General features: G+C 70.2%; 17 protein-coding genes. 10 read left to right on the forward strand and 7 right to left on the reverse strand.

Annotated elements, in window-relative coordinates; all coding sequences use genetic code 11:
• The first annotated feature begins 45 nt into the window (after window positions 1-45).
• The 4 genes from AB0I69_RS39945 (at window position 46) to AB0I69_RS39960 (ending at window position 5,915) form a co-directional block, all read left to right on the forward strand.
• Window positions 46-729 (forward strand): response regulator transcription factor, encoded by a 684-nt coding sequence (locus AB0I69_RS39945; protein ID WP_363100679.1) that lies wholly within the window; start codon window positions 46-48, stop codon window positions 727-729.
• Window position 730: 1 nt separating this feature from the next.
• Window positions 731-3,277, forward strand: coding sequence for a sensor histidine kinase KdpD (locus tag AB0I69_RS39950; protein ID WP_363100680.1), 2,547 nt, complete (start codon window positions 731-733; stop codon window positions 3,275-3,277).
• A gap of 57 nt (window positions 3,278-3,334) precedes the next feature.
• Window positions 3,335-4,780 (forward strand): glycoside hydrolase family 43 protein, encoded by a 1,446-nt coding sequence (locus tag AB0I69_RS39955; protein ID WP_363100681.1) that lies wholly within the window; start codon window positions 3,335-3,337, stop codon window positions 4,778-4,780.
• A 91-nt stretch (window positions 4,781-4,871) separates the two neighbouring features.
• Complete coding sequence (locus AB0I69_RS39960) at window positions 4,872-5,915, forward strand: endo-1,4-beta-xylanase (RefSeq protein WP_363100682.1); 1,044 nt, start codon at window positions 4,872-4,874, stop codon at window positions 5,913-5,915.
• A 132-nt stretch (window positions 5,916-6,047) separates the two neighbouring features.
• Here the strand turns inward: AB0I69_RS39960 and AB0I69_RS39965 are convergent, their stop codons facing one another.
• Window positions 6,048-6,239, reverse strand: coding sequence for a DUF5999 family protein (locus AB0I69_RS39965; protein WP_033283380.1), 192 nt, complete (start codon window positions 6,237-6,239; stop codon window positions 6,048-6,050).
• Window positions 6,240-6,522: 283 nt separating this feature from the next.
• On the reverse strand, window positions 6,523-7,107 hold the full coding sequence (locus AB0I69_RS39970; RefSeq protein ID WP_363100683.1) for a hypothetical protein: 585 nt from the start codon (window positions 7,105-7,107) through the stop codon (window positions 6,523-6,525).
• 531 nt (window positions 7,108-7,638) lie between these two features.
• On the opposite strand from AB0I69_RS39970, the gene AB0I69_RS39975 reads away from it, so the two are divergent.
• Complete coding sequence (locus tag AB0I69_RS39975) at window positions 7,639-9,156, forward strand: glutamate-cysteine ligase family protein (RefSeq protein WP_363100684.1); 1,518 nt, start codon at window positions 7,639-7,641, stop codon at window positions 9,154-9,156.
• 12 nt (window positions 9,157-9,168) lie between these two features.
• Here the strand turns inward: AB0I69_RS39975 and AB0I69_RS39980 are convergent, their stop codons facing one another.
• Window positions 9,169-10,956 carry a substrate-binding and VWA domain-containing protein gene (locus tag AB0I69_RS39980; RefSeq protein WP_363100685.1) on the reverse strand — a complete coding sequence of 596 codons (1,788 nt, stop codon included), beginning with the start codon at window positions 10,954-10,956 and terminating at the stop codon, window positions 9,169-9,171.
• Window positions 10,957-11,142: 186 nt separating this feature from the next.
• Here AB0I69_RS39980 and AB0I69_RS39985 point away from each other — a divergent pair, with 186 nt between their 5' ends.
• The gene (locus AB0I69_RS39985) at window positions 11,143-11,943 is read left to right on the forward strand and encodes a type II CAAX endopeptidase family protein (RefSeq protein ID WP_363100686.1); all 801 of its coding nucleotides are present in this window, start codon (window positions 11,143-11,145) and stop codon (window positions 11,941-11,943) included.
• Between the two features lie 28 nt (window positions 11,944-11,971).
• Here the strand turns inward: AB0I69_RS39985 and AB0I69_RS39990 are convergent, their stop codons facing one another.
• Both AB0I69_RS39990 and AB0I69_RS39995 read right to left on the reverse strand, forming a co-directional pair.
• Entirely contained in the window at window positions 11,972-12,781 is an 810-nt protein-coding gene (locus AB0I69_RS39990) for a PhzF family phenazine biosynthesis protein (RefSeq protein ID WP_363100687.1), read from the reverse strand.
• Window positions 12,782-13,047: 266 nt separating this feature from the next.
• Window positions 13,048-13,722 (reverse strand): class I SAM-dependent methyltransferase, encoded by a 675-nt coding sequence (locus tag AB0I69_RS39995; protein ID WP_363100688.1) that lies wholly within the window; start codon window positions 13,720-13,722, stop codon window positions 13,048-13,050.
• A gap of 153 nt (window positions 13,723-13,875) precedes the next feature.
• Between AB0I69_RS39995 and AB0I69_RS40000 the strand changes: the two genes are divergently transcribed.
• Window positions 13,876-14,514, forward strand: coding sequence for a PadR family transcriptional regulator (locus AB0I69_RS40000; RefSeq protein ID WP_363100689.1), 639 nt, complete (start codon window positions 13,876-13,878; stop codon window positions 14,512-14,514).
• A gap of 105 nt (window positions 14,515-14,619) precedes the next feature.
• Here AB0I69_RS40000 and AB0I69_RS40005 read toward each other — a convergent pair whose 3' ends face one another.
• Together AB0I69_RS40005 and AB0I69_RS40010 are read right to left on the reverse strand one after the other, a co-directional pair.
• Window positions 14,620-15,048, reverse strand: a complete 429-nt coding sequence (locus AB0I69_RS40005) for an SRPBCC family protein (RefSeq protein ID WP_363100690.1) — start codon at window positions 15,046-15,048, stop codon at window positions 14,620-14,622.
• A gap of 120 nt (window positions 15,049-15,168) precedes the next feature.
• Window positions 15,169-15,336 (reverse strand): hypothetical protein, encoded by a 168-nt coding sequence (locus AB0I69_RS40010; protein WP_363100691.1) that lies wholly within the window; start codon window positions 15,334-15,336, stop codon window positions 15,169-15,171.
• 219 nt (window positions 15,337-15,555) lie between these two features.
• Here AB0I69_RS40010 and AB0I69_RS40015 point away from each other — a divergent pair, with 219 nt between their 5' ends.
• The 3 genes from AB0I69_RS40015 to AB0I69_RS40025 all read left to right on the forward strand — a co-directional run bounded on the left by AB0I69_RS40015 (window position 15,556) and on the right by AB0I69_RS40025 (window position 18,367).
• Entirely contained in the window at window positions 15,556-16,107 is a 552-nt protein-coding gene (locus tag AB0I69_RS40015; RefSeq protein ID WP_363100692.1) for a Clp protease N-terminal domain-containing protein, read from the forward strand.
• A gap of 126 nt (window positions 16,108-16,233) precedes the next feature.
• The gene (locus AB0I69_RS40020; protein ID WP_363100693.1) at window positions 16,234-17,238 is read left to right on the forward strand and encodes an EamA family transporter; all 1,005 of its coding nucleotides are present in this window, start codon (window positions 16,234-16,236) and stop codon (window positions 17,236-17,238) included.
• Window positions 17,239-17,413: 175 nt separating this feature from the next.
• On the forward strand, window positions 17,414-18,367 hold the full coding sequence (locus tag AB0I69_RS40025) for an EamA family transporter (protein WP_363100694.1): 954 nt from the start codon (window positions 17,414-17,416) through the stop codon (window positions 18,365-18,367).
• Window positions 18,368-18,378 lie beyond the last annotated feature (11 nt).

Genomic DNA, 18,378 nt, shown 5'->3' on the forward strand with positions numbered 1-18,378 from the left:
CGACTCCCGCCGCCATGCCAGGGACCACACGAAAGGCACACCTCCATGACACGGGTGCTGGTGGTGGAGGACGACCCGCAGCTCGTACGGGCCCTCGTGATCAACATGCAGGCCCGCCAGTACGGCGTCGACGCGGCCCCCGACGGAGCCACCGCGCTCCGGCTCGCGGCCGCGCGGCAGCCGGACGTCGTGATGCTCGACCTCGGACTGCCCGACATGGACGGCGTCGACGTCATCAAGGCGCTGCGCGGCTGGACCCGGGTCCCGATCCTGGTGCTGTCGGCGCGGCAGGCCTCCGACGAGAAGGTCGCCGCCCTCGACGCGGGCGCCGACGACTACATCACCAAGCCGTTCAGCATGGACGAACTCCTGGCCCGACTACGGGCCGCCGTCCGCCGCGTCGAGGACGTGCCGCTCGCCCCGGCGACCACCCTGGTCACCACCGACGACTTCACCATCGACCTGCTCGCCAAGAAGGCCACCCGCGCCGGACACGACATCCGGCTCACCCCCACCGAGTGGCATCTGCTGGAGATCCTGGTCACCAACCCGGGCCGCCTGATCACCCAGAAGTACCTGTTGCAGGAGGTGTGGGGGGTGTCCCAGAGCAACAAGACCAACTATCTCCGGGTCTACATGGCCCAGTTGCGCCGGAAGTTGGAGGGGGATCCGTCGAGCCCCCGCTATCTGATCACCGAGCCCGGCATGGGCTACCGCTTCGAAGGATGACATGGGACGCGGCAAGCTCCGGATCTACCTCGGCGCGGCACCGGGCGTCGGCAAGACGTACGCGATGCTGTCCGAGGCGCACCGGCGAATCGAGCGGGGCACCGACTGCGTGGTCGCCTTCGTGGAACACCACAGCAGACCGCGCACCGAGGTGATGCTGCACGGCCTGGAGGAGATCCCGCGCCGCGAACTCTCCTACCGGGACACGCAGTTCACCGAGATGGACGTCGACGCGGTCCTCGCCCGCCACCCCGAGGTGGCCCTGGTCGACGAACTGCCGCACACCAACATCCCCGGCTCCCGCAACGCCAAGCGCTGGCAGGACATCGAGGAAATCCTCGCCGCCGGCATCGACGTCGTCTCGACCGTCAACATCCAACACCTGGAATCCCTGGGCGACATCGTCGAGTCCATCACCGGCGTACGGCAACAGGAGACCGTCCCGGACGAGGTCGTCCGCCGCGCCGACCAGATCGAGCTGGTCGACATGTCACCACCCGCGCTACGACGCCGGATGGCCCACGGCAACATCTACAAGCCGGACAAGGTCGACGCGGCCCTCTCGAACTACTTCCGGCCCGGAAACCTCACCGCCCTAAGGGAGTTGGCGCTGCTCTGGCTCGCCGACCGGGTCGACGCCTACCTCCAGGAGTACCGCAGCGAACATCGCGTCTCGGCGATCTGGGGTTCGCGCGAGCGGATCGTCGTAGGCCTGACCGGCGGTCCGGAGGGACGTACGCTCATCCGCCGGGCCGCGCGCCTCGCCGAAAAGGGCGCGGGCGGTGAGGTGTTGGCGGTCTACATCTCCCGCAGCGACGGACTGACCTCCGCCTCCCCGAAAGAATTGGCCCAACAGCGCACCCTGGTCGAGGACTTGGGCGGCACCTTCCACCAAGTCGTGGGCGAGAACATCCCGGTGGCGCTGCTGGACTTCGCGCGCGGAGTGAACGCCACCCAGATCGTCCTCGGCGTCTCCCGCCGCAAGGGATGGCAGTACGTCTTCGGACCCGGCGTCGGCTCGACGGTCGCCCGTGAGTCCGGTCCCGATCTCGACGTCCACCTCATCACCCACGACGAGGCGGGCAAGGGGCGCGGACTGCCCGTGAACCGGGGCGCGCGGCTCGGCCGGGCCCGGATCGTCTGGGGCTGGCTGGCCGGAATCGGCGGACCGCTGCTGCTGACCTGGCTGTTGAGCAGTGTCGCGCCCGAAGTGGGCCTGGCCAACGACATGTTGCTGTACCTGACCCTGACCGTAGCGGCGGCCCTGCTCGGTGGGCTGTTCCCGGCGCTGGCCTCGGCGGCGGTCGGATCGCTGCTCCTGAACTGGTACTTCACCCCGCCCGTGCACACCTTCACCATCGCCGACCCCAAGAACATCGTCGCCATCGCGATCTTCGTGGCCGTAGCGGTGTCCGTCGCGTCGGTGGTCGACCTGGCGGCAAGGCGCACGCACCAAGCGGCCCGCCTGCGCGCCGAGTCGGAGATCCTCTCCTTCCTCGCGGGCAATGTGCTGCGCGGCGAGACCAGCCTCGAAGCGCTCCTGGAGCGGGTCCGGGAGACCTTCGGCATGGAGTCCGCCGCCCTGCTGGAGCGCGCGAGCGACGTCGAACCCTGGACCTGCGCGGGCAGCGTGGGCCCCCGCCCCTGCCAGAACCCGGAGGACGCGGACGTCGACGTACCGGTCGGCGACCACATGGCCCTCGCCCTCTCCGGCCGGGTCCTGCCGGCCGAGGACCGTCGCGTCCTGGCCGCCTTCGCCGCACAGGCCGTCGTCGTCCTGGACCGCCGTCGCCTGCGCGAAGAGGCCGACCAGGCACGCGCGTTGGCCGAGGGCAACCGCATCCGCACGGCACTCCTCGCCGCCGTGAGCCACGACCTGCGCACGCCCCTCGCCGGCATCAAGGCGGCCGTCTCCTCGCTCCGCTCCGAGGACGTCGCCTGGTCGGACGAGGACCAGGCGGAGCTGCTGGAAGGCATCGAGGACGGCGCCGACCGCCTCGACAACCTCGTCGGGAACCTCCTCGACATGTCCCGCCTCCAGACCGGCACGGTCACCCCGATCATCCGCGAGGCGGACCTCGACGAGGTGATCCCGATGGCACTGGGCGGGGTCCCCGAGGACAGCGTCGAACTCGACATCCCCGAAAGCCTGCCCATGGTCCCTGTCGACAAGGGCCTGCTGGAAAGGGCCGTCGCCAACATCGTCGAGAACGCGGTCAAGTACAGCCCGGAGCGAACTCCCGTACTGGTCAAGGCAAGTGCCATCGCCGACCGCGTCGAGATCCGGGTCGTCGACCGCGGCCCCGGCGTCCCCGACGAGGCCAAGAACCGCATCTTCGAACCCTTCCAGCGCTACGGCGACGCCCCGCGCGGCGCCGGAGTGGGCCTCGGACTCGCCGTCGCCCGCGGCTTCACCGAGGCCCTCGGCGGCACGCTCAGCGCGGAGGACACACCCGGCGGCGGCCTCACCATGGTGCTCAGCCTGCAACTCGCCCCCGCGCCCGACCTTGCCCCCGCTGACGGATCCACCTACAGTCCCGCTTCGTAACGTTCGTCAATCAGCCCGAAACTTTCGAAAACGGGCCGGACGGAGGGGCTGACGCGCATGCGGACCTACGACAACCCGGTCATCGGCGGGTTCCATCCCGATCCCAGCGTGTGCCGGGTCGGCGAGGACTACTACCTCGCGTGCTCCAGCTTCGAGTACTTCCCCGGGGTCCCGCTCTTCCACAGCCGGGACCTGGTGCACTGGCGCCAACTGGGCAACGTCCTTGACCGGCCGAGCCAGTTGAACCTCCCGGCCGACACCCCCGCCTCGGCCGGCATCTACGCCCCGACCCTCCGCCACCACGACGGCCGCTTCTACCTGATCACCACCGAGGTGGGCGGCAAGGGCAATTTCCTCGTCACCGCCGACCGGCCCGAGGGCCCCTGGTCGGACCCGGTGCTCGTCGACGTGCCCGGTATCGACCCCGACCTCGCCTGGGACGAGGACGGCAACTGCTGGTGCGCCGTCGCGGGAGTGAAAGTGGCCCGCATCGACCCCACGACCGGCAAGGTCCTGGAGGGCCCGCTCCCGATCTGGTCCGGCACCGGACTCCAACACCCGGAAGCCCCGCACCTCTACCGCGTGGGCGACTGGTGGTACCTGATGCTGGCCGAGGGCGGCACCGCGGACGGCCACAGCGTCTCCATCGCCCGCGCCTGCTCCCCGCGCGGCCCCTACGAACCGGCCCCCGCCAACCCGATCCTCTCCCACCGCAGCACCGACCTCCCCATCCAGAGCACCGGCCACGCCGACCTGGTCACCGCCCCCGACGGCACCTGGTGGATGGTGCTGCTCGGCACCCGGCCCCGGGGCTGGTTCCCCGGCTTTCACGTGCTGGGCCGCGAGACGTTCCTGACCCCGGTGGAGTGGGTGGACGGCTGGCCAAGGGTCGGCCCGGTACGGGAACAGCACCCGGCTCCGGCGGCCTGGCACCCCCTCGAACTCCCGCCGGTACGCGACGATTTCGACGCCCCGACCCTCGCCTTCTCCTGGATCTCCCCACGCACCAGGCCGGACGACAGCTGGTCACTGACTCGCCGTCCGGGCCGGCTGACCCTCGACGCGAAGTCCGGCCCCGCGTTCCTCGGGCGCAGGCAGCAGCACTCCAACTGCCGCGCGTCCGCCCGGATCGACCCCGGCTCCGGCCGCGCCGGCCTCTCCGTCCGCATGGACGAGGCCCATCACTACGACATCGAGGTCGCCGGGGGAGTGGTGAGCGTGGTCGCCCGGATCGGTCCGGTACGGCAGCGGATCGCCGAGCACCCGGTGGAGCCGGGGCCGGTCACCCTGGCCGTCGGCATCAGCACGGCCGACGTCGGCACACGCGGCCCCGACACCCTCGCCTTCTCCGTCGTGGGCCCCGAAGGAGCCGTAGAACTCGCCGAGTTGGACGGGCGCTATCTCTCCACCCAGGTCGCCGGAGGCTTCACCGGGCGGGTGATCGGCATGTTCGTGACCGAGGGCGAGGCGGCCTTCGACTGGTTCGACTACGAGCGGCAGTAGCACAACTTTCTGGATTGACTCCGAAAGTTTCGATCCTCGCCAGCACGGGCGCCACTTCACGTACCACTCACCCATGGACAGGAGTCGCACCATGCCCAGAAACAGACTGAGACTCGCGGGCACCCTCGTCGCCGTCCTCATCGCGGCGGGCATCGCCACCGGCCCGCCCGCCCAGGCTCACGAGAGTCCGCGCACCCTCGCCCAACTCGCCGAGCGCCACGGCCGTTACTTCGGCAGCGCCACCGACAACCCGGAGCTGACCGACACCGCGTACACCTCGATCCTCGGCAGCGAGTTCGACATGATCACCCCGGGCAACGGCATGAAGTGGTACGCCACCGAGCCCCGACAGGGCGTCTTCGACTGGACGAACGGCGACCAGATCGTCGACCTCGCCCGCGCGAACCACCAGCGGGTCCGCGCCCACACCCTGGTCTGGCACAGCCAACTGCCCGACTGGCTCACGTCCGGCACCTGGACGGCGGACGAGCTGAGGGCCGTACTCAAGAAGCACATCACCACCGAGGTACGGCACTACCGCGGCAAGGTCTACTCCTGGGACGTCGTCAACGAGGCGCTCAACGAGGACGGTACCTACCGCGACACCATCTGGTACCGGACGCTCGGCCCCGGCTACATCGCCGACGCCCTGCGCTGGGCGCACCAGGCCGACCCGCAGGCCAAGTTGTACCTCAACGACTACAACATCGAGGCGACCGGCCCGAAGAGCGACGCGTACTACGCCCTCGCGAAGCAACTCAAGGCCCAGCACGTGCCGTTGGACGGCATCGGGCTCCAGGCGCACCTGGCCCTCCAGTACGGCTATCCGACGACCCTGGAGAACAACCTCCGCCGCTTCTCCCGCCTCGGGCTGGATACCGCGTTCACCGAGGTCGACGTCCGTATGCAACTTCCGGCGACCGACGCCAAGTTGACGGAGCAGGCGACCTGGTACCGGGACCTGACCGGGGCGTGCCTCGCGGTGCGCCGGTGTGTGGGGGTGACCGTCTGGGATTACACGGACAGGTATTCGTGGATTCCGGCGTTCTTCCCGGGCGAGGGGGCGGCACTTCCGTGGGACGAGCAACTGAATGCGAAACCGGCCTATTACGCGCTCCGTGAGGCGTTGCGATAACGGCCGACTACGGGGAGTGAACAACCCCGGATACGCGTCGGGGCCGGTGCGCACCGAGTGTGTGCGGCCGGCCCCTCTAGTTCTTGCAGTGCACAGCGACGGGCGGTGCGGCGGTACCGCCCGTGGTGGTGTTCAGGCGGCCGTCACCACCTGGCGGTGCGGGGCGATGATCTGGCCGTCGGGCAGGAGCTCACCGGTGTCCTCGAACAGGAGAACGCCGTTGCACAGCAGGCTCCAGCCCTGTTCCGGGTGGTGCGCCATGAGGCGGGCGGATTCCCGGTCGGCGGATTCGGCTGTGGGACACGGTGGCTGGTGCTTGCACATTGGTGGGATCTCTCGCTCTGTTGTGGTCATGTCCGTCCCCCGTGGTGTTGAGTCGGTCCGAACCCAGTGTTGCCCCATGGACGTCAATCCGCAGGGATTTAGCAGCACCGCTTCTCACAGGTTGATGACGCATCACCCGCGCGGACGGTTCATCCCAATTCCCGGCTCGTACGAGCTTTTTCCTGCTCGTACGAGCGTTACGAGCGTAATAAGGGCCGGAAACGCGATCGTACCCCGCTGCCGGGAATTCGGCGGCGGGGTACGGAGGTGACGGAGGGGAAAGTCAGGCGGGGGAGCCGAGCAGGGGCGCGGGAGTCACCCGATGGGTCAGCACCGGCAGCAACTCGGCGACCCGGTGCGGCCGGTGGGCCGCGATGCCGGGCGGTGCCGGGGCCAGCGGGACCAGCAGATCGGACGCGGCGGGGTGGCCGTCGGCGCCGTCCGCGGTGAGATCGCCGTGCAGCCACAGCGTGAGCATGTAGAGGCCGGGCACGGACAGGAGGCGCGGCTGGTAGGCGCCCTTCATGTTCTCGGCCTGGCGCAGGGCCCGCTCGGTCGCGGCGATGTAGGGGCCCTCGAAGAAGTGCGAGAACGCCCAGCCGTCGGGAGTCAGCATCGTCTCGGCCGCGGCGACCGCGCGGTCACCGCAGCGGATCAGGAAACGCCACCCGGCCAGCCGGGTGACGGCCGTCCCTTCCGGGGTGACGCTGTCCAACACATGGACGGGCAGAGGGAGTTCGGGGGTTGCCGGTCCCTGGGCCGCGCGCAGGGACGGTGTTCGGGCCTCGCGGACTGCGGTGGGGGAACCGAGTGCCGTGAGAACGGAGCGCAGGGCGGGCGCGGGAGCCGGGGGGACATGCAGCGGCATGATGGGTCGCCTCTCATTCGACAGGCACGGTGGCGCGAGGGCGGGACGGGGGGCGGACGGCGCTGTCAGCTCTCGGGGTCAGGGAGGCCGGGGCCGGGTGCTGTGAACATGCGTACGGCCTGCCGCACGTCACCTGGACGGCAGGACCATGACCGTGGGCGCCAACCTTCTGCCTTGTTCGCGGAGTTTATACGACACGTGTTCAGGCGATGTTTCGTCTAACCGTTTCCCGTATGAACAACAAGGGGCTATTCGGCCAGCGATTCACGGGAATCATCCCGGTTCCGAACGGCGTATACGGCGATGACCTCGGGATATGTCACCCGCGCGGTCGGCCAATTCTCGTCGGCGTTTTTCACGAGGTCTTCATTGTGCGGGAACTGCTCGCTGCCGCATGCCTCGTGAATGTGCCGCGGATCACGTCCGACCAGAGTAGCGGGCTCCGGGCCGGTCCGGGGACGTTATCGATCGCCAGGTCTGGGCATCATCCTTCCTGACCCGGGGACGAGTGTGACGAGGAGGTGACGCATCGTGGGGGAGAAGGTCGTGGCAGGGCCGATCGAGCTGGCCGACCGCCGGCGCTACCGCGACAAGCTGCGGCGGTGCCTGACGGGACTGGAGCGGCTGCTGGCCGAGAAGCGGTTCGACCGCCCCAAGAACCTCATGGGGCTGGAGATCGAGCTCAACCTCGTCGGTGCCGACGGCATGCCGAGAATGCTGAATGGGCAAGTGCTGGAACGCATCGCAAGCCGAGATTTCCAAACAGAACTCGCCATGTTCAATCTGGAAGTCAACATTGCCCCACACCGATTGGAAGGCCGGGTATTCGACCGGCTCGCCGAGGAGATCCGCACGTCGCTGGCATATGCCCATCGGAAAGCGGGCGAGGTCGACGCCGGAATACTGATGATCGGCATTCTGCCGACGCTCGACCGGGACGACCTGGTCTCCTCGAACCTCTCCGCGGTCGACCGCTACACCCTGCTCAACGACCAGATCGTGGCCGCCCGCGGCGAGGATTTCGTCCTCGACATCGACGGCGTCGAGCACCTCACCTGCACCTCGGGCTCCATCGCACCCGAAGCCGCCTGCACCTCCGTGCAGTTGCACCTCCAGGTCACCCCGGACCGCTTCGCCGACGTGTGGAACGCGGCCCAGGCCGTCGCCGCCGTACAGGTCGCCGTAGGAGCCAACTCGCCCTTCCTGTTCGGCCGCGAGCTGTGGAGCGAGTCCCGGCCCCCGCTGTTCCAGCAGGCCACCGACACCCGCCCGCCCGAACTCCAGGCCCAGGGCGTCCGCCCCCGCACCTGGTTCGGCGAACGCTGGGTCACGTCGGCGTACGACCTCTTCGAGGAGAACCTGCGCTACTTCCCGCCCCTGCTCCCGATCCACGACGACGAGGAACCCCTCGACGTCCTCGACACCGGCGGCATCCCCACCCTCGCCGAACTCGTCCTGCACAACGGCACGGTGTACCGCTGGAACCGCCCGGTCTACGGCATCGCCGACGGCGTCCCGCACCTGCGCGTCGAGAACCGCGTCCTGCCCGCAGGCCCCACCGTCACCGACGTCATCGCCAACACCGCCTTCTACTACGGCGTCGTCCGCGCCCTCGCCGAGGAGTCGCGGCCGGTGTGGACCCGGCTGCCCTTCGAGGCCGCCGCCGCCAACTTCGACACCGCCTGCCGCCACGGCATCGACGCCCGCCTGCTCTGGCCCCGGCGCGGACGCCTCGGCGGCACCACCGAGATCGACGCGGTGGCCCTCGTACGCGACGAACTGCTGCCGCTCGCGGAGGCCGGCCTGGACGCGTGGGGGGTCGAACCGGCCGACCGGGACCTGTACTTGGGCGTGATCGACGAACGGTGTCGGCGCCGGGCCAACGGCGCGACCTGGCAGTCCGCCACCTTCCACCGCGCCCTGGAACAGGGCCTCGGCAGGGAGGCCGCGCTGGCCGCCACCACCCGCCGCTACAGCGAGTTGATGCACCTCGGGGAGCCCGTCCACACGTGGCCCGTGGGGCTGCCGGAGCCGGTGCCGCTGGGGTGAACTGCGGCTGTTTCAGCCCGCGTTGGCGGAGGCGCCCGACGCGCCCGCCGCCACGATGGCCTGGAGGATCACCGACTGGATCTGGGCCGGGTTGCTCACCTCGTGGCCCGAGCCGCCGGTCGCCTCGGCGATCTGCCGGGCCTCGTCCTTGTCGGCCTCCGGACCCACCGCGATCATGATCAGCGGCACCGGCCGCTCGGGGCTGGCGAGTTGCTGCAACTCCTTGACGAGCGTCGAGCGGGAGATGCTGCCCGGATCCTGGTTGACCCCGTCGGTCAGAATGACCAGCGCGTTGAACTTCCCCTTCACATAAGAGGACGTGGCCGCCCTGTACGCGGCGAGCGTGGTGTCGTAGAGCCCGGTCGCCCCGTTCGGTACGGGCTTCAGCGAGCCGAACGCCGCCGACAGGGAGTCCCGTTGGGTGCCGCTGCCCTTGCGGTCGCCGAGCCGCTCGGTCGGCACCAGGACGCGGTAGTCCTTGTCGCCGTCGAGCTTCGTCGAGAACTCCCACAGCCCGATCTCGTCCTCGGGCGTGAACGTGGCCAGCGCCTGCAGCAGCGACGCCTTGGTGACGTCCATCCGCGACTGCCCGGTTCCCGGCACCGACTCCGACATCGAGGCGGACGCGTCGACGACCGTGGTGATCCGCGCGCTCTGCACCGTGATCGTCCAGGTACCCAGGGCCTCTTGAAGCGCCGCGTCGGATGCCGCCTCGACCGGGGCGGCGGCGTACGGCTGCGGACTGATGCCGCCGGCCTCGGCGACCACCGCCTTCGGCGCGTCGTCGTCATCGGTGCGGAAGCCGTGCTTCTCCATGAGCTTCTGCTGCGCCGGCTGGTTCAGATAGGTGATGAACCGGATCGCGGCCCGGCTCTCGTCCGTCGTCAGCCGCTCCTGGTCGACCAGGTTGTACGGGTAGTCGAGCCGCGGGGAGCCGTCCTTCGGATAGAAGAGGTCGAGACGTCCGTCGCCGTCGGCCGAGGCGTTGTACGCGAACGCCGACTGCTCGCTGAGGACCAGCGCCTGGTTGCGCTTCGGATTGCCCTGCTCGGTGCCCGAGGAGTTGCGCGGCAGCGTGTCCAGGACCTGGCTGTCGGTGTCCGAGATCCGCTGCGACAACGTCTTCATCATCGCCGCGGCCTGCGTGGCCCCGTCCTTGACCTTGGCGGCGGCCGTACTCAGCTGCGTCAGCGCGAGCAGCCCGGTCGCGCTGCGCGCCGGGTCGGCCGCACCCAGCCGGAGCGAGTCGTCCCGCAGGGTGGCACCGGCCAGGTCCAGCCAGGTGTACGTCTTCTGCGGCCACCCCAGCGACTTCGCGGCGGTCGGGACCATCGCCATACCGACCGGCGTGGAGGCCACGTTGCCCGCAGGGGTCACCTCCGTCGCGTCGGCGTCGGCAGCCGACGTCACCTGGCTCACCCACAGCTCCGAGTCGGGCACCCACACCTGAACGTCCGGGTGCTTGCCCGCCTTGAGCGTGTCCGCGAACTTGTACGACTCCTGGGCGGTCACCGAGATGTTCAGGCACTGCCCGTCGGACGTGATGTTCTCGTCGCGCGCCTGTCCGGCCGCCGCACGCAGCGCGGGAGCCATGTCCGGGGAGGCGGCGAGCTTCAGCCGTACCGCGTCCTTCCGGCAGGAGGAACCGAAGGAGAGCAACCCGCTCTGCACCGCTACCGCGGTACCGCCGGCGACGGTCAGCACGAGCACCGTGGCGATGGCCACCGAACGGCGGCGCGCCCGAGGCCGGGGGTCGCTGCCGCCCGCCCCGTACTGATCGGGCAAGCTGTGACGTCCCATGACGGTGGTGCCCCTCCCTGTTGAACCTCGTGCCGGTATGCGGCCGTATGGCAGACATGGGGAAGGTTCGCCCCGTACGGCGTCCGTCCCCCCAACGGCCTGTCGCGCACGATCTTCGTATGTTCTTTCGAGACCCTAGCGGGGCGAAGATGGGCATGAGGCGGGATTTCCGAACTGAAGGCAGGTGTGCAGGTGGAGGCAGGGCAGGTGGCCGAAACTTTTCCGCTGGAGCGGCCGACGCGGCGGATTCTCCGGTCCGAGGCACTGCTCGTTCTGGGGCTTTCGCTCGGTGCGAGTGGAGTGTCCGCCCTGATCAGCTTTGTCGGATCGGTCACGAAACCGGGGGGCCTCAAGGACCAGGCGGCCACCCTCAACGCCTCGGCCGCACCGGGCCGTCCCTGGCTGGATCTCGCCTGGCAGTTGTTCGGGATCGCGTCGGCACTCGTCCCCGTCGCGCTCGTCGCGCACTTCCTTCTGAGAGAGGGCGCGAGCCTGCGCACGATCGGCTTCGACCGCACCCGCCCCTGGCCCGACCTGGGCCGCGGGGCGGGGATCGCGGCGGTGATCGGCAGCACCGGAATCGCCTTCTACCTGGCGGCCCGCGGCCTCGGCTTCAACCTCACGGTGGTGCCGGAGGCGCTGCCCGACGTCTGGTGGAAGTACCCGGTCCTGATCCTCTCCGCGATGCAGAACGCGATCCTCGAAGAAGTGATCGTGGTGGGCTATCTCCTGCGCCGCCTCGGCCAGTTGGGCTGGACGCCGGGCACCGCGCTCGTGGCCAGTTCCGTACTGCGCGGTAGCTACCACCTCTACCAGGGCATCGGCGGCTTCGTCGGCAACATGGTGATGGGCGTGGTGTTCGTGTACCTGTACCGGCGCTGGGGCCGGGTGGGTCCCTTGGTGGTGGCGCATTCCCTGCTCGACATCGGGGCGTTCGTCGGCTATGCGCTGCTCGCGGGAAAGGTGGGCTGGCTGCCGACGGCGTAAGTCCTGTGCGGGGCAGGCCTCTTGAGGCTCAGGCGAGCAACTCACCCTCGATGACCGTGACCGCGCGACCGGTCAACAGAGTCCGGTCGCCGCGCAGTTCGGTACGGACGAGCCCGGAGCGGGCCGAGGCCTGCAAGCCGGTGAGGACGGTGCTCCCGAGCCGCTCGGACCAGTAGGGAGCCAGCGCCGTGTGCGCACTCCCGGTGACCGGGTCCTCGTCGATACCGACGTTCGGGAAGAAGCAGCGGGAGACGAAGTCGTAGCCCCGGCCGGGGTCTTCGGCACGGGCGGTGGCGATGATGCCGCGCTCGGAGTGGGCGGCGAGGGCCTTGTGGTCCGGGGCGAGTCCTACGACGGTCTTCTCGTCGGCGAGTTCGACGAGGAGGTCGCGGATGTTCCGGCCGGTGTCGAACGCGGTGAGCGGCTCGGCACCCAGGGCCTCGGCGACGCCGTCCGGGATCTCGACGGGGGTGAGCGGGGCGGTCGGGAAGTCGAGGGTGACGGACCCGTCCGGTGCCGGCGTGGCGATGAGCACACCACTGCGGGTGGCGAACCGCACGGTGCCCTCGTGGGCGCCGGTGGTGTGCAGGACATGGGCCGTGGCGAGGGTCGCGTGCCCGCACATCGCGACCTCGGTGGTCGGCGTGAACCACCGCAACGCCCAGTCGGCGTCCCCGCCCTCGGGCAGCCGGTGCGCGAACGCCGTCTCGGCGTGATTGACCTCCAGCGCGACGTGCCGGAGCCAGTCGTCCGCCGGAAAGGCGTCGAGAAGCAGCACCCCGGCCGGGTTGCCGGCGAAGGGACGGTCGGTGAAGGCGTCCACGATTCGAATCCGCATGGCTCGACGCTAGGGGCTGCGTGGAGCCGCGGGCCAAGGCCAATTCGGGGGGACTGGACCGATTCGGGGGCGGGGGCGGGGGCGGGGACCTGGCGGGGACGGGGGCGAAGTGCGGGGTGCCGTCGGCGAATTGCCGGTTGCGGCGACGGTGGCGGTGGCTGGCGAACGGGTGCCACCGGCCCACCTGCACCGCGGGCCGCTGGGTCGTGTCGGCAAAGTCCCGTCGTCCGCCCGAAGAGGGGTAGGCAGGACTTTGCGGACACGGCCTAGGACGCCGAGGAGCGTTCCGGTTTCCGGGCCAGGAAGGCTGCGTGCGTCCGCTTCGCCCCCTCGGCCGGTTCCAGGACGAGGCGTGCGGTGAGTGTGAGTCCGGCCCGGGCGAGCAACTCGGCGATCCGGTCCGGCGGGAGCAGGTGGGACTCGTAGGACACGGGGTGTCCGCCGTACGCCTGCGTCGGGCGCACGAGTTGGTCGTCTCCGACATGGCCGGCCAGCATCAAAAGGCCGCCGGGCGCGAGTGTGCGGTGGAACTCGGCGTAGACGCCGGGTAGTTGGTCGGGCGGCGTGTGGTGGGTGGAGTAGTGGGCGAGGATGCCGCCGAGCTCGTCGTCCTCGATCGGCGGTGCGGTCATCGAGCCCACGGTGAAGGTCAGGCTCGGGTGGGCGCGCCGGGCCAGTTCGATCATCTTCGGGGAGAGATCGATACCGAAGACCGGGACCCCAAGGCCCGCCAGATGGGCCGTGATCTTGCCGGGCCCGCACCCCAGATCCGCCACCGGCCCGAGGTCGGCCGCCCGCACGGCCTCGGCGAACGCGGCCAGCATCGCACGTGACAGCGGGTCCAACTCGCCCGGTTCCTTGACGAGTTGGGCGTAGTCGGCGGCGACGGTGTCGTACGACTCCCGGATCGCGGCGAGATAGGAAGGCGGCTGCTCGGTCACGCCGGTGACTCTAGGGGGTGCCGTCGGAAGGGGGCGGACGGGACTGCCGGACCGGGCCGTCGCACCGGGTTGTCGGAAGGGGTTGCCATCCGAACGGTCCCGATATATCGTTGACGCATCGCGACAGATCAACGATGGAATGGAGTGATTGCGATGCGTACCCACGGATACGAGCGTGGACATGGACAGGACGGCCCCTCCCGGCGCGGCCGGGGTGGCCCTGACGGGCGGCGTGGGGCTTTCGGTCCCTTCGGGCCCGGTGGGCCGGGCGGTCCCGGTGGCCCCGGCTTCGGACCGGGCTTCGGTCCCGGCCCCTGGGGCGGACGAGGGCGCGGCGGCCCGAGGGGCGGCAGGGCGCGGCGCGGCGACGTACGTGCGTCGATCCTGGCCCTCCTCAAGGACCGGCCGATGCACGGCTACGAGATGATCCAGGAGATCGCCGAGCGCAGTGGCGGCGCGTGGAAGCCGAGCCCCGGCTCGGTCTACCCCACCCTGCAGCTGCTGGAGGACGAGGGCCTGATCGCCAGTGAGTCGGAGGGCGGCAAGAAGCTGTTCGCCCTCACCGAGGCCGGCCGCACCGCGGCCGAGGAAGGCCCGGACGCCCCCTGGGAAGAGGCTTCCCGCGGTGTCGACTGGGAGGCCCTCACTGAGATCCGCCAGGCCGGCTTCGGTCTGATGGAGGCCTTCGGCCAGGTCTGGAAGACCGGCAGCAAGGAGCAGCGCGAGAAGGCGCTGACCGTCATCAACGACGCCCGTAAGAAGCTGTACCTGATTCTGGCCGACGAGGACTGATGTCCTCCGGGTCGGAAGAGGTGGCAGGCCAAGGCGCCTCACGGAACTTCCGTGGGGCGCCTTCCCTGTGCGCGTTCCCGTTCCTGCGGTGCCCCGGCGCCGTCCTCAGGTCACCAGCCCGGCCAGTTTGCGCAGCGACTCGTTCAGGGCGGCCGTCCCCGAGTCCTTCAGCTTGCCGGCCATCAACGACACCGCCGCACCCGTGAACTCGCCGTCGATACGGACCGTCGTGGCGTCGCCGTCGGGTGTGAGCGTGTAGCGCGTGGCGACGTTCACGGCCATCGGGCCCTTGCCGCGGATGGCCAGCACGCGGGCCGGTTCCAACTCCGCGACGGTCCACTCGACTTCGGCCGGGAAGCCCATCAGCTTCATGTTCTCCTGGAAGGTCCCGCCCACTTCGAGGACTTCCGGGCCGCCCTTGGGGAAGTTGGTGTGGGTCGCGTTCCACTCGCCGTACGCGGACCAGTCCGTGAGCTGTGCCCACACCTTCTCGGCCGGGGCCTCGATGCGGGCCTCCGCGCTGATTTCGGCCATGCGACCACCTCTTCGTATCGGGCTACGGTGTCGCGGAACGTAGCCGCAGGGCGCGCAACATTCAATACTGATGAACCGTCAGGAATTGTGTGCGTGCACTCGTCCCTGTGCCCGCGGGGTTCAGCTGACCTGTCGTATCACCGCCGCGTCGAACAGATCCCACGCGCGCGGGTGGGCGCTCTCGTCGTGACAGTGCCACGCGTCCCAGAACAGGTCGGCGAGCAGTGCGTCCTCCGGGGCGTACACCCGGTACACGTACTGCCTGCCGTCGACCGCCGGCAGCTCCACCAGCCAGCACCTGCTCTCCACGTTCGCGAAAGACGTACGCCGGGTGCAGCGCGGTTGCGCACGGGGCGCGCGGCGGGGAGGCGCGCGCCTCTCAGGGTTGCGGCGCGTGATCTCATCCGTAAGGAGGAGATTCCGTCGCACCGGGTCCACTCTGTGTGGGACGACGAAATGCTTCCCTCCGGGGATGCCCTCAGTGCGGGGGACTGATGGGGTGAGAGTGTGCAACCCCAGATCCCCAGGCAGTCGACCCGCGAGCAGGGAATTCACCGCGCGGACCACGATGCGAGGCTCAATGCAGAGCTGGCAGCGGTGGTCGCCGGTGCGCGCCGCCGGGCTCTGCGGGACGGGGACCGCCAGATCGACACGGCCCACCTGCTGCACAGCCTCCTGGAGTCCGACCCCGAGGCACGCGCCGTCTTCGGCGACGGCCCGCAGATCGCCCGGCTCCTCGGCTACCTCGTCCAACGCAGCATCGGCTACGGCCTCCGCTGGCAGGGCACCGTCGAGGACTCCGGCGCGATCCCCGTGGTCACCGCGGCGGAGGGCTGGTCGCCCCTGGCCGCGGGTGCCCTGGAGTACGCCTGCGAGCGCGCCGAACTCCGCGACGCCGACCTGGCCTGCGGCATCGACCTCCTCGCCGCGATCGTCGCGGACCCCGAGGCCCGCGCCGTCGAGGTCCTCCACCGCGCCGGAATCGAGTCGCCCGAGGTGCTGGTGTGGATCGAGAGCCGGTTGGGGGAGTACGTCGGGGGCACGGAGACGGGTTGCTGACCGCACCGGTCGGTTCGCCGCCCCCGTGGCCCTCGCCCACGCGCCCCGCCCCGTCCATCACCCAGCCGTCCAAGCATCGAGACAGGTGTCAACAGGGATGACGCTCCTGTCATCGCCTGCCATCATGTGCTGGTGCATACGTCTGAGAGCAGTGCCGCCGAAGGCGGGAAGGGTGTCGGGCTCGGTCTGGCGCTCGGGTCCGCGTTGGCCTTCGGGGGATCCGGTGTCGCGGCGAAGCCGCTGATCGAGGCGGGCCTCGACCCGCTGCACGTGGTGTGGCTGCGCGTGGCCGGCGCGGCCCTCGTGATGCTGCCGCTCGCCGTACGCCATCGCGCGCTCGTCCGCCGCCGCCCCGCACTGCTCCTCGGCTTCGGACTGCTCGCCGTCGCCGGTGTCCAGGCCTGCTACTTCGCCGCGATCTCCCGCATACCCGTAGGGGTCGCGCTGCTCGTCGAGTACCTGGCACCCGCCCTCGTGCTCGGCTGGGTGCGGTTCGTGCAGCACCGTCCGGTCACCCGCGCCGCCGCGCTCGGTGTGGTCCTCGCGGCCGGTGGACTCGCCTGCGTCGTCGAGGTGTGGACAGGCCTGAGCTTCGACGCCGTAGGACTGCTGCTCGCGCTCTGCGCGGCCTGTTGTCAGGTCGGCTACTTCGTCCTGTCCGACCAGGGCAGCGACGCCGGCGACGAGGCCCCCGACCCGCTCGGCGTGATCGCGTACGGCCTGCTCGTCGGCGCCCTCGTGCTGACCGCCGTGGCCCGCCCCTGGACCATGGACTGGTCCGTCCTCAAGGGCGACGCCCACATGAACGGCAATCCGGTTCCGGCCGCCTTCCTGCTCGCCTGGATCGTGCTGATCGCCACGGTCCTGGCGTACGTCACCGGAGTGGTCTCCGTCCGCCGTCTCTCCCCCCAGGTCGCCGGCGTCGTGGCCTGCCTCGAAGCGGTCATCGCGACCGTACTGGCCTGGGTTCTCCTCGGCGAGCACCTCTCCGCGCCGCAGATCATCGGGGGCGCGGTCGTACTGCTCGGTGCGTTCATCGCACAGTCCTCCGCGCCCACGAAGGGCTCCGGGGAACCGGTCGCGAGCGGCGGCCCCGAAAGGGAGTTGTCGCCCCGGGAAACACCCGCCTAGGCTGCCGATCATGCATCGGAACGCGCTGGTCCTTCCGCCTCCGGCCGCCTGAGGCGGGCCTCCGGAATCCACGCCCGGCACCGCCGGGCGGAACGGTGCTGCCCGCAGAAGAAGTCCACGGACCCCGCCGACAGGGGCTCCTCCTCGCACTTCTGCACCTCTGCGGAGACCACTCGTGTCGAATGCTGCTCTCGGCCTGCCCGTCGGGCGAGGCCTGCTCTACCTGACCATCGCCGGTGTCGCCTGGGGTACCGCGGGCGCGGCCGCCTCCCTGGTCTACCGGGCCAGTGACCTCGGCCCCCTCGCCCTGTCCTTCTGGCGCTGCGCGGCCGGGTTCGTGCTGCTGCTCGCCGTCCGCCTGTCCCGACGTTCGCGGGTCCGTCCCGCCGTGGCCGTGTCCGAACCGCTCCGCCGGAAGGTGCTGCGGACCATGGCGACCGGCCTCGGGCTCGCCGTCTTCCAGACGGCGTACTTCGCGTCCGTCGAGGCCACCGGCCTGGCCGTGGCGACCGTCGTCGCGCTCGGTGCCGGACCCGTGCTCGTCGCGCTCGGGGCGCGGCTGACCCTGGGCGAACGCCTCGGCACCGGCGGCACGGTCGCCGTCGGCGGGGCGCTCGCCGGCCTCGCCGTTCTGTCACTGGGCCCGGCGGCGACCGTACGCCCGTCGGGGGTCCTGCTCGCGCTCGTCTCGGCGGCCGGCGGCTCGGCCATGACCCTGCTGACCCGGCGATGGGGCCGCGACGGCGGGACCGAGGCGTCCGAGACGGCCGTCTGGACGTTCGCGGTCACCAGCCTGTGCGTGCTGCCGTTCGCCCTGGCCGAGGGGCTGGTACCGCACACCGCCCAGCCGGGCCGGGTCCTGTGGCTGCTCGGGTACATTGCGACGGTTCCGACGGCCCTCGCCTACGCCCTCTACTTCGCCGCCGCGGCCGTCGTACGCTCCGCCACCGTCTCCGTGATCATGCTCCTCGAACCGGTGAGCGCGGCCGGCCTCGCCGTCGTCCTGCTCGGCGAGCGACTGACGCCCACGACCGTGGCAGGCACCCTGCTGATGCTCGGCTCGGTCACCGGCCTTGCGGTGGCGGAAGCACGCACGGCGAGGCCCGACGACGAACCGGTCCTCGGGTGACGAGAGACTCG

It is taken from the genome of Streptomyces sp. NPDC050508 (assembly GCF_040655155.1).
Classification (GTDB): Bacteria; Actinomycetota; Actinomycetes; order Streptomycetales; family Streptomycetaceae; genus Streptomyces.

Excerpts from the sequence above, each read along its gene's own strand:
- AB0I69_RS39945 (WP_363100679.1), top strand. The coding sequence starts at position 46 with ATGACACGGGTGCTGGTGGTGGAGGACGACCCGCAGCTCGTACGGGCC.
- AB0I69_RS39950 (WP_363100680.1), top strand. The coding sequence starts at position 731 with ATGGGACGCGGCAAGCTCCGGATCTACCTCGGCGCGGCACCGGGCGTC.
- AB0I69_RS39955 (WP_363100681.1), top strand. The coding sequence starts at position 3,335 with ATGCGGACCTACGACAACCCGGTCATCGGCGGGTTCCATCCCGATCCC.
- AB0I69_RS39960 (WP_363100682.1), top strand. The coding sequence starts at position 4,872 with ATGCCCAGAAACAGACTGAGACTCGCGGGCACCCTCGTCGCCGTCCTC.
- AB0I69_RS39965 (WP_033283380.1), bottom strand. The coding sequence starts at position 6,239 with ATGTGCAAGCACCAGCCACCGTGTCCCACAGCCGAATCCGCCGACCGG.
- AB0I69_RS39970 (WP_363100683.1), bottom strand. The coding sequence starts at position 7,107 with ATGCCGCTGCATGTCCCCCCGGCTCCCGCGCCCGCCCTGCGCTCCGTT.
- AB0I69_RS39980 (WP_363100685.1), bottom strand. The coding sequence starts at position 10,956 with ATGGGACGTCACAGCTTGCCCGATCAGTACGGGGCGGGCGGCAGCGAC.
- AB0I69_RS39990 (WP_363100687.1), bottom strand. The coding sequence starts at position 12,781 with ATGCGGATTCGAATCGTGGACGCCTTCACCGACCGTCCCTTCGCCGGC.
- AB0I69_RS40000 (WP_363100689.1), top strand. The coding sequence starts at position 13,876 with ATGCGTACCCACGGATACGAGCGTGGACATGGACAGGACGGCCCCTCC.
- AB0I69_RS40005 (WP_363100690.1), bottom strand. The coding sequence starts at position 15,048 with ATGGCCGAAATCAGCGCGGAGGCCCGCATCGAGGCCCCGGCCGAGAAG.